This window comes from Saccharibacillus alkalitolerans (assembly GCF_011090185.1).
GTDB classification, from domain to species: domain Bacteria; phylum Bacillota; class Bacilli; order Paenibacillales; family Paenibacillaceae; genus Saccharibacillus; species Saccharibacillus alkalitolerans.
Map to the genome: position 1 here is coordinate 21,383 of NZ_JAAFGS010000017.1, position 9,594 is coordinate 30,976.

8 protein-coding genes and 1 other RNA gene are annotated in these 9,594 nt (G+C 54.4%); all 9 read left to right on the plus strand.

Features of this window, described 5'->3' with window-relative positions:
* Positions 1 to 137 precede the first annotated feature (137 nt).
* Positions 138 to 506 (plus strand): response regulator, encoded by a 369-nt coding sequence (locus tag GYN08_RS23290; protein ID WP_166280156.1) that lies wholly within the window; start codon positions 138 to 140, stop codon positions 504 to 506.
* 145 nt (positions 507 to 651) lie between these two features.
* On the plus strand, positions 652 to 1,506 hold the full coding sequence (gene fba, locus GYN08_RS23295; RefSeq protein ID WP_166280159.1) for a class II fructose-1,6-bisphosphate aldolase: 855 nt from the start codon (positions 652 to 654) through the stop codon (positions 1,504 to 1,506).
* Positions 1,507 to 1,694: 188 nt separating this feature from the next.
* Positions 1,695 to 2,948, plus strand: a complete 1,254-nt coding sequence (locus GYN08_RS23300; RefSeq protein WP_166280162.1) for a UDP-N-acetylglucosamine 1-carboxyvinyltransferase — start codon at positions 1,695 to 1,697, stop codon at positions 2,946 to 2,948.
* 394 nt (positions 2,949 to 3,342) lie between these two features.
* Positions 3,343 to 4,707 (plus strand): transcription termination factor Rho, encoded by a 1,365-nt coding sequence (gene rho, locus GYN08_RS23305; RefSeq protein ID WP_166280165.1) that lies wholly within the window; start codon positions 3,343 to 3,345, stop codon positions 4,705 to 4,707.
* 82 nt (positions 4,708 to 4,789) lie between these two features.
* Positions 4,790 to 6,067 (plus strand): radical SAM protein, encoded by a 1,278-nt coding sequence (locus GYN08_RS24175; protein ID WP_166280168.1) that lies wholly within the window; start codon positions 4,790 to 4,792, stop codon positions 6,065 to 6,067.
* Positions 6,068 to 6,203: 136 nt separating this feature from the next.
* Positions 6,204 to 6,471: signal recognition particle sRNA large type (ffs, locus tag GYN08_RS23315), an RNA gene on the plus strand.
* Positions 6,472 to 6,596: 125 nt separating this feature from the next.
* The gene (dnaX, locus tag GYN08_RS23320) at positions 6,597 to 8,339 is read left to right on the plus strand and encodes a DNA polymerase III subunit gamma/tau (RefSeq protein WP_166280171.1); all 1,743 of its coding nucleotides are present in this window, start codon (positions 6,597 to 6,599) and stop codon (positions 8,337 to 8,339) included.
* A gap of 62 nt (positions 8,340 to 8,401) precedes the next feature.
* Positions 8,402 to 8,713, plus strand: a complete 312-nt coding sequence (locus GYN08_RS23325; RefSeq protein ID WP_166280174.1) for a YbaB/EbfC family nucleoid-associated protein — start codon at positions 8,402 to 8,404, stop codon at positions 8,711 to 8,713.
* Positions 8,714 to 8,739: 26 nt separating this feature from the next.
* Positions 8,740 to 9,336, plus strand: a complete 597-nt coding sequence (recR, locus tag GYN08_RS23330) for a recombination mediator RecR (protein ID WP_166280177.1) — start codon at positions 8,740 to 8,742, stop codon at positions 9,334 to 9,336.
* The last annotated feature ends 258 nt before the right edge of the window (positions 9,337 to 9,594 follow it).

Consider the following 9,594-nt stretch of genomic DNA (forward strand, 5'->3'; position numbering starts at 1 on the left):
GGAGTAGGATGGAAAAGGTCGAATTAGTTTTTGAACAAACAAGACGGCAGCGCTCGAGCGGGTCCTCCGGGTTAGATGCTCCGGCGGGAGAAGTCATGCCGCTGACCGGCGGGAAAATCGGGGGAGGATTAGTGAACATGAGCGAACATAAAATATTGATCGTTGACGATCAGAACGGAATCCGCATGCTGTTGACCGAAGTGTTCGGAAGCGAAGGCTACAAGACGTATCAGGCGGCCAACGGCAAGGAAGCGCTTAACCTTCTGCAGCAGGATCGGCCGGACCTCGTGCTGCTGGATATGAAAATACCGGGCATGGACGGTCTGGAGATTCTTCGGCATATCAAGGCGATGGACCCCGAAATCAAGGTGATCATGATGACCGCCTACGGCGAGCTCGACATGATCAAGGAAGCGAAGGATCAAGGCGCGCTGATGCATTTTACCAAGCCGTTCGACATCGACGAAATGCGTCTGGCCGTGGGCCGCTATCTTCGCGGAGAGTGAGCGTTCCGAACGTTTTTGTCGTTCATGCAAATTCCTTGCAACTTTGCAACCTGCCTGTTTAGTATTTGGGGCGACAGTGTTATAATGAGGAAGTATGGATGTCGGCTCAATATAGAAATCCAACATTTAATTAGGAGGAACAACCATGCCATTAGTTTCGATGACAGACATGTTGAACAAAGCTCTCGAAGGAAAATACGCGGTAGGTCAGTTCAACATCAACAACCTCGAGTGGACGCAAGCCATCCTGGGCGCTGCCGAAGAAGAGAAATCTCCGGTAATCCTCGGTGTATCCGAAGGCGCGGCTCGCCACATGGGCGGTTTCAATACAGTCGTTAAGATGGTCGAAGGCCTGATCCAGGACATGAGCATCACCGTTCCGGTCGCGATCCACCTCGACCACGGTTCGAGCTTCGACAAGTGCAAAGCGGCTCTGGACGCCGGCTTCACTTCCGTTATGATCGACGGTTCGCACCATCCGATCGACGAAAATATCGAAATGACGAAAAAAGTCGTGGAGTACGCTCATGCCAAAGGCGCTTCCGTAGAAGCCGAAGTCGGCACGGTAGGCGGCCAGGAAGACGACGTAATCGGCGGAATCATGTATGCCGACCTCGACGAGTGCGTACGCATCGTCAACGAGACGGGCATCGACACGCTGGCTCCGGCTCTGGGTTCCGTACACGGTCCTTACCACGGCGAGCCGAACCTGGGCTTCAAAGAGATGGAAGAAATCCGCGACGCGGTTAAGCTCCCTCTCGTTCTGCACGGCGGTACGGGCATCCCGACTCACGACATCCAAAAAGCGATCTCGCTGGGCACGTCGAAAATCAACGTGAACACCGAGAACCAAATCGCATTCGCGAAAGTCGTACGCGAAGTTCTGGCTGCCAAGCCGGACGCTTACGATCCGCGCACATTCATTCAACCGGGCCGCGACGCAATCAAGCAAACGGTTATCGGCAAAATCAAAGAATTCGGTTCCAGCAACAAAGCCTAAGCGATAATTGGGCTGAAGGGCGTAATTTTTGCGCACGGCTTCAGTTTTTATTGCAAAATCCGAAGCGCTCATTCATTATGGAAAGGTCACCGTTCAACCGGTGTCTTTCCATTTTGTTTTAAATTCGGCAACATCATTTCCAGTCTTTTTCGAATGGCTGCACATCAAGTAGGGGGACCTTTCAACTTATGGAGAAATTAATGATCACCGGTGGACGTCCGCTCCAAGGCACGGTCACGATCAGCGGTGCGAAAAACAGTGCGATCGCGCTTATTCCCGCGGCGCTGCTTGCGGATTCCGAAGTGATATTGGACAATCTCCCGCTGCTCAGCGACGTAGCGGTCTATGCCGAGATTCTGGAAGGACTCGGTGCGCGCGTATCCTGGGAAGGCAGTCAGATGCGGATCGATCCCTCGAACGTGAAGTCGATTCCGATGCCTAACGGGCCGGTCAAAAAGCTGCGGGCTTCTTATTATATGATGGGCGCTCTGCTGGGCAAGTTCGGCGAGGCGCTGATCGGGCTGCCGGGAGGATGCAATTTTGAACCCCGTCCGATCGACCAGCATATCAAAGGATTCGAAGCGCTGGGCGCGACAGCGGTCAACGAACACGGCGCGATCCATCTGCACTCGGAAGGACTGCGCGGTACCAAAATCTACCTGGACGTCGCAAGCGTAGGCGCGACGATCAACATCATGCTGGCGGCCGCCAAAGCCAAAGGCTCCACCATTATCGAAAATGCGGCCAAAGAGCCTGAAATTATAGACGTAGCGACTTTACTTAACTCCATGGGAGCCAGCATCAAGGGCGCCGGCACGGAAACCATCCGTATCGAAGGCGTTCAGGAACTGCATGGCTGCCGACATTCGATTATCCCCGACCGTATTCAGGCCGGTACTTATATGATTGCCGCCGCCGCGACACGAGGCAACGTTCTGATTGACAGCGTTATTCCGAAGCATTTGGAGGCGCTGACGGCCAAACTGCAGGAAATGGGCGTAACCGTCGAAGAGATGGACGAAAGCATTCGGATCATCGGCGGACCGGATTATCAGCACGTCGACGTCAAAGCGCTGGTTTACCCGGGATTCCCGACCGACCTGCAGTCGCCGATGACCAGCCTGCTGACGCAGGCTGCCGGAGCAAGCGTCCTTAGCGACTTCGTGTACAGCAATCGGTTCAAACATGTGCCGGAATTGATTCGCATGGGCGCAAAAATTCGTGTCGAGGGCCGTTCGGCCGTGATCGAAGGCGGTCAGCTCAACGCGGCCAAAGTTCAGGCTGCCGATTTGCGTGCCGGCGCGGCGCTTGTGATTGCCGGACTGACCGTAGACAACGGCGTGACCGAGATTGAAGGCGTAGAATACATCGACCGCGGATACGACAATCTCGTGGCGAATCTTCGCAGCCTCGGAGCGGATGTCTGGCGCCAAACGATCTGATTTTTGGCAGACGCGGGATTCCGCCGCGTCTGCACTTTTTTCGGGTTTATCGAATCAGGGTTTAAGAAAATGGGTAATGCTTATCGTAAATGGACGTTTTTTCTCCGTTTTTCTTTCATTTCCAGTCGTTTTACTCCAAAATGTTCGGGAATTGCCCGGCCTCTAACTTTTGTGACAACGTGTATTCATTCCGAACTTCCTAATCGTCCTCATGGAGCGACGACATTCAAGGCGGCCGAATCCGCCATTTCCGATAGATTCGCAAGGTCTCATCCTTTGCGTTTGCTTTGCAATATGCTTTTTCAACGAAGCCAATATGGCCTCTATGCGGCCGTTCCCTTTCGGGGAGCCGATAGAGCCTTCCAATATAAAATTGAATAGGTGGTTATTTTACATGGATTTGCAAATTTCCGATCTGGAAGAAATGAAGCTGACGGATCTCTATAAATTGGCGAAGCAGTACCAGATTTCGTATTACAGCCAAATGAAGAAAAGGGAACTGATTTTCGCCATCCTGCGTGCCCAGGCCGAACAAAGCGGATTGATGTTCATGCAGGGCGTGCTTGAAGTTCTTCCGGAGGGATACGGATTCCTTCGCCCGATCAACTATCTGCCGAGCGCGGAAGACATTTATATTTCCGCCTCCCAGATCCGTAAATTCGATCTGCGCAGCGGCGATTTGGTCTCCGGCAAATGCCGGGCGCCCAAAGAAAACGAACGCTATTTCGGTCTTCTCCAGGTCAATGCGGTAAATGGCGAAGATCCGGCTACTGCGGCGGAACGCCTGCATTTCCCGGCGTTGACTCCGCTGTATCCGGAGAAAAAGCTCTCGCTCGAAACGACGCAAAACCGCTTGTCCGCGCGCATTATGGACCTTCTTGCTCCGGTCGGCCTCGGCCAGCGCGGTCTGATCGTAGCGCCTCCGAAAGCGGGCAAGACCCAACTGCTGAAGGAAGTGGCCAACAGCATCTCCGCCAACAATCCGGAAATCGAGCTGTTCGTGCTGCTGATCGACGAACGCCCGGAAGAAGTAACGGACATGCAGCGTTCGGTCAAGGGCGAAGTCGTCGCTTCGACGTTCGACGAACTGCCCGAGAATCACATCAAAGTCGCCGAACTGGTGCTGGAACGCGCCCTGCGGATGGTCGAGCACAAAAAGGACGTCGTCATCCTGCTCGACAGCATCACCCGTCTGGCGCGCGCTTACAACCTCGTCATTCCGCCGTCCGGCCGTACGCTTAGCGGCGGGATCGACCCGGCCGCTTTCCATCGTCCGAAACGCTTTTTCGGCTCCGCGCGGAACGTGGAGGAAGGCGGCAGCCTGACCATTTTGGCCACTGCCTTGATTGACACCGGCTCCAGAATGGACGATATTATCTATGAAGAATTCAAGGGTACCGGCAACATGGAGCTGCATCTGGACCGGAAGCTGGCAGAGCGCCGGATTTTCCCTGCGATCGATATTCGCCGTTCCGGCACGCGGCGCGAAGAGATGCTGCTTTCCAAGGAAGAGCTGGATACCGTCTGGCATATTCGCAAAAATATGAACGATTCGTTCGACTTTGTCGAAGGGTTCTTGAAAAAGCTGAAAAACGCTAAAACCAACGCCGAGTTTTTGGCTTCCTTCGATGCCGCCGGCGAAGCTTCTTCCAAGTCGAATTCTTCTTCGTCATCGAAGAACGGCGGAAGCTCGGCTTCCGGTTCCGGCGTGACAAGACGCCCGGCGCGGACCGCTTCCGCACCTGTAACCACCAATTAAGAAGTCTCCGTCGGCAAGCGATGCTTTCGCCTGTCGTCGGGGAGATTAAGCGCCCGCCCGCTATATAAAGGAGACTTTACCCATGCATCTGGTTTATGCCGACGAAAACGGCAACGTATACGATCACCCCGAGCTGTTTGCTTTGGCGCGCAGCGCCGACATGATTATCGAAATTATGGACGACGAACTGATTCCGCTGCCCGACGGCGCGACGCTGGTCGGCCTGCCGAGCACCAAGCCCGTCGCGCTCGATCCCGAGAGCGGCGAAATGGTGGCGCTTGACGGCATGCAGGCCGTAGGCGCGCTGCTTCCGCAGGGCTTCACGCGTCTGGCGCTGCCCGGTTATGTGAAAACGGATAAAGAATATAAGCTGCCGCTGTTCGGTTACTCCGCAGTCGTCTGGAAAGACGGCGCTTTCTTCGTGACGGCCGAAAAATGCGACGATCCGGAAAAGTGGAATCCCGAGAACTGCGACCGCAAAGTGCTGAACAAGAAAGTCCACGACTACATCGAGAAATACCCGGAGAACCGACTGTATCAGCATTTGTCGAACTGCGCGCTCGGTTATGAATGCCTGACGTCGTCTAATACGTTCCTCGGACGTTGGGAAGGCGGCGTTCCGGTATCTTATTCCTGCAATGCAGGCTGCTTCGGCTGCATTTCGGAACAGCCGGACGACAGCGGCTTCGTCGCGCCGCAGACCCGCATGAACTTCCGTCCGCGTACGGAAGAGATCGTGCAGGTCATGATGGAGCACCTGACAACGTCGGAATCGATCATCAGCTTCGGACAGGGCTGCGAAGGCGAGCCTTCCACGCAGGCCAAGATCATTATCGAAGCGATGCGCGAAGTGCGTTCCCGCACGGACATGGGCTATATCAACATCAATACGAACGCGGGTCTGACCGATCACATTCGCGGTATCGTGGATGCCGGTCTCGATCTCATGCGCGTCAGCACGATCAGCGCGCTGGACGATCACTATAATGCGTATTATAAGCCGCGCGCCTATACGCTGAAGAACGTCGAGAAGTCGATGATCTATGCGGCGCAGCAGGGCGTCTACACGTCGATCAACTATTTGATCTTCCCGGGCGTTACCGACCGCGAGGAAGAGATCGAAGCGATGATCGAATTCGCGCGCCGCACGGACCTCAAGTTGATCCAAATGCGCAATTTGAACATCGACCCGGAAAGCTACATGGAGCTTATACCTCCGGCTCAAGGAGAGATTCTGGGCATGAAACAAATGCTGGAAATCTTCCGCGAAGAGCTGCCGAACGTCGTGATCGGTTCGTACACTCATGTTCCTCCGGTCGATCAGCGCCGGGCGAAACGTCCGGTAGGCGGGCACGCATAAGTCTCGCTTGATTCTGTCCGGTCGCTATCTCGGGGCGCGAAACCAAGCGGAGCACAGATCGACATCGCGCCGCGGCCGGCAGAAACATTGCCGGCCTGTTTGCGTTTTCTCGTTTGTTCACGTATAATAAAGGATGCCGTGCTAGATGGGGAGGTAGCGGTGCCCTGTAACTCGCAATCCGCTATAGCGAGGTTGAATTCCCGTTCGAGGTCTTGCCCTGTAAGGTTTGGTCTCTACACATAATGTTGACGGTTGGGTCCTCCGCAATGAGCACTTGTGAACCTGGTCAGGTCCGGAAGGAAGCAGCCATAAGCAAGCCCGCTTTTGTGCCGGAGGGTGGCCTGGCCCGAGTTATTGTGTAGAGGTGCCGCTTGGATGGCATCGTATCGAAGACGGGTGCACGGTTTTATTTTTATCGTTTGAGACGACCAACATCTTTGCCGTGGGCATGGATGTTTTTTGTTTTTTATCGAGCTCGAAATATAGTATAATTAGAGGAAGACGATAGTCCAAAAAGAAGGAGCCGCTGATGGAACATATTGCGCTTTACCGTGCTTGGCGGCCACAGTCGTTCCAAGACATGGTGGGACAACAGCATATTATCCGAACGCTGCAGAATGCCATCCGTGAACAGCGGGTATCCCATGCTTATTTGTTTAACGGTCCGCGGGGTACGGGCAAGACGAGCGCCGCCAAGATTTTGGCCAAAGCCGTCAACTGCGAAAAGGGACCCGCTCCCGAACCGTGCAATGAATGCGAGACGTGCAGACGAATCGCTGCCGGCGCGGTGATGGACGTGCTCGAGATCGACGCCGCCTCCAACCGGGGCGTGGAAGAGATCCGCGATCTGCGCGAGAAGATCAAGTACGCCCCGACGGAAGTTCGGCGTAAAGTTTATATTATCGACGAAGTGCACATGCTTACGACGGAAGCGTTTAACGCCCTGCTGAAGACGCTGGAAGAACCGCCGGAGCATGCCATGTTTATTCTGGCTACGACGGAGCCGCATAAGCTGCCGGCTACCATCATTTCGCGCTGCCAGCGGTTCGACTTCCGGCGCGTGTCGCTGGAGGAGCAGACGGCGAGATTGACCGAAATTTGCAAGAAAGAACAGATCGACGCCGAAGATAGCGCGCTGCAGTATATTGCGCGTTTGTCCGACGGCGGAATGCGGGATGCTTTGAGCGTGCTCGATCAGATTTCGGCTTTTACAGAAGGCAAAGTGACGTACGAGCAGGTTCTCGGCATGACGGGAGGCATCGCGTCGGAACAATTTTCGGCACTGGCCGAGCGCCTCTCCTCGAAAGACGCGGGCGGTGTGCTGCAGACGGTGGAAGGTTGGATGCAGGAAGGCAAGAGCGCGGACAAATGCATGGAGAACCTTCTCTATTATTTCCGCGACCTGCTGATGATCAAGATGGTGCCGAATGCGGAGCATATGACGGAACGCGTGCTGGATGCTTCGTCTTTTCAAGCGGTTGCCGAACGTTTTTCCAAAGAAGATCTGTTCCGTACGATCAATACGCTCAGCCGCTATCAGAACGAGATGAAGTATGCCGCGAATCCGCAGATGCTGTTCGAAGTGGCGCTGCTCAGCCTGCTCAGTCTCGGCGAACAAGCCGCGGTACAGGGGCGGGAGGCGCTGAGCGCCGGCGGACCTCCTGCCGATTCTCAGGCCGTCAAGCGGCTTGAAGGTAAAATTGCCGAACTGGAGAAGAAGCTGGAACAGGTCATGCGCAGCGGGGTGCCGGCTTCGGGAGGAGGAGGCGAACCGGCCGGAGGGCGTCCGGCGGCGCGTCAAAATGCACCGAGAGTCTCCCGAATGGCCAAGCTTCCGCCGCACATGGATCAGTATCTCGCGCGCCAGAACGACGAATCTTTTAAGGATATCCGAGGCAAGTGGAATCAGGTGCTGCAGCGGGTAAAAGAAGAAAAGGTGACGGTGCACGCCTGGTTTACCAACGGGGAGCCCGTGTCGGCGCTGGATGACTCCGTGCTGGTAGCGTTCAAAAACGACATTCACCGCGAGACGATCGAAAAGCCGGCGAACCGCCAAGTCGTGGAACAGGTGCTGTCCGAGTTTTTGGGCGGCCAATGGCATTTGACGACGATTATGCAAAAAGACTGGAACGAATCGGCGGAATCCGCCTCTTCACCAAAGTCGGAAGTGTTGGAGCTCGAACATGAAGAAGAGGAAGGCGGCAGCAAAGAACCCTGGGTCGACGAAGCGTTGAATCTGTTCGGGGAAAATCTGGTTGTCATAAAAGAATAAAAGCTGCCCGGCGCTCCGTCTCGACGGAATGCGGCCGAGGCCCACTTTAAGGAGCGATTGCGATGAACAATATGAACCAAATGATGAAGCAGGTCAAGAAAATGCAGGAACAAATGATGAAAGCCCAGGAAGAACTCGGCACGAAAAAAGTCGAGGGCACTTCCGGAGGCGGAGTCGTAACGGTAGAAGTCAACGGTCATAAAAAAGTAATCTCCATCAACATCAAACCGGAAGCGGTAGATCCGGACGACGTGGAAATGCTGCAGGACCTGATCCAGACGGCGGTTAACGACGCGCTTGCCAAAGCCGAAGAACTCGCCAATCAGGACATGGGCAAATTCACGAACGGCATGAAGATTCCGGGTCTGTTCTAAACTATTCGTAAAAGGGAAGTGTGGCCTTGTATTATCCCGAGCCGATTGCCAAACTGATCGAAGCGTTCTCCCGTCTGCCCGGAATCGGGCCGAAAACGGCTGCGAGACTGGCCTTCCACGTGCTCAGCATGAAGGAAGACGATGTCATCGACTTTGCCAAAGCGCTCGTCAGCGTAAAGCGCAATCTGCATTACTGTTCCGTATGCGGCAATATCACCGATACCGATCCATGCAAAATCTGTCAGGACAAGTCCCGCGACGCCTCGGTGATCTGTGTGGTACAGGATCCGAAAGATTTGGTGGCGATGGAACGGACCAAAGAATTCGACGGGTACTACCACGTGCTTCACGGAGCGATTTCGCCGATGGAAGGCATAGGTCCCGACGATATCCGCCTCAAGGAGCTGCTGAACCGTTTGAGCGATGAACGGGTGCAGGAACTGATTCTTGCGACCAATCCTAATATAGAAGGCGAAGCGACGGCGATGTATATTTCCCGTCTCGTTCGCCCGTTCGAGATTAAAGTAACGAGAATTGCTCATGGTCTGCCGGTAGGCGGAGACCTGGAGTATGCGGATGAAGTTACGCTGTCCAAAGCTTTGGAAGGACGAAGAGAGCTTTAAAACCCGCTTTCTTAGGGAAAGTACAGCAAATGCGGCCCGGAGTTCGAATCCGAGGCCGTATTTTTTATAAGAATTTGCTTAACGGGCTGACAGCGAAGCGTTTTCATTGTATAATCCATTTATTGCAGCCATCCAAGCTAGGGAGCGGCAGCAATGCGCGTCAATTAAATGCAGAAAAGCAAAAGTTTTTGTTGACTTGCTGTCTGTGTAGATGGTACATTATTAAACGGCTCTTCAAGAGAGCTTTATCACATCCGA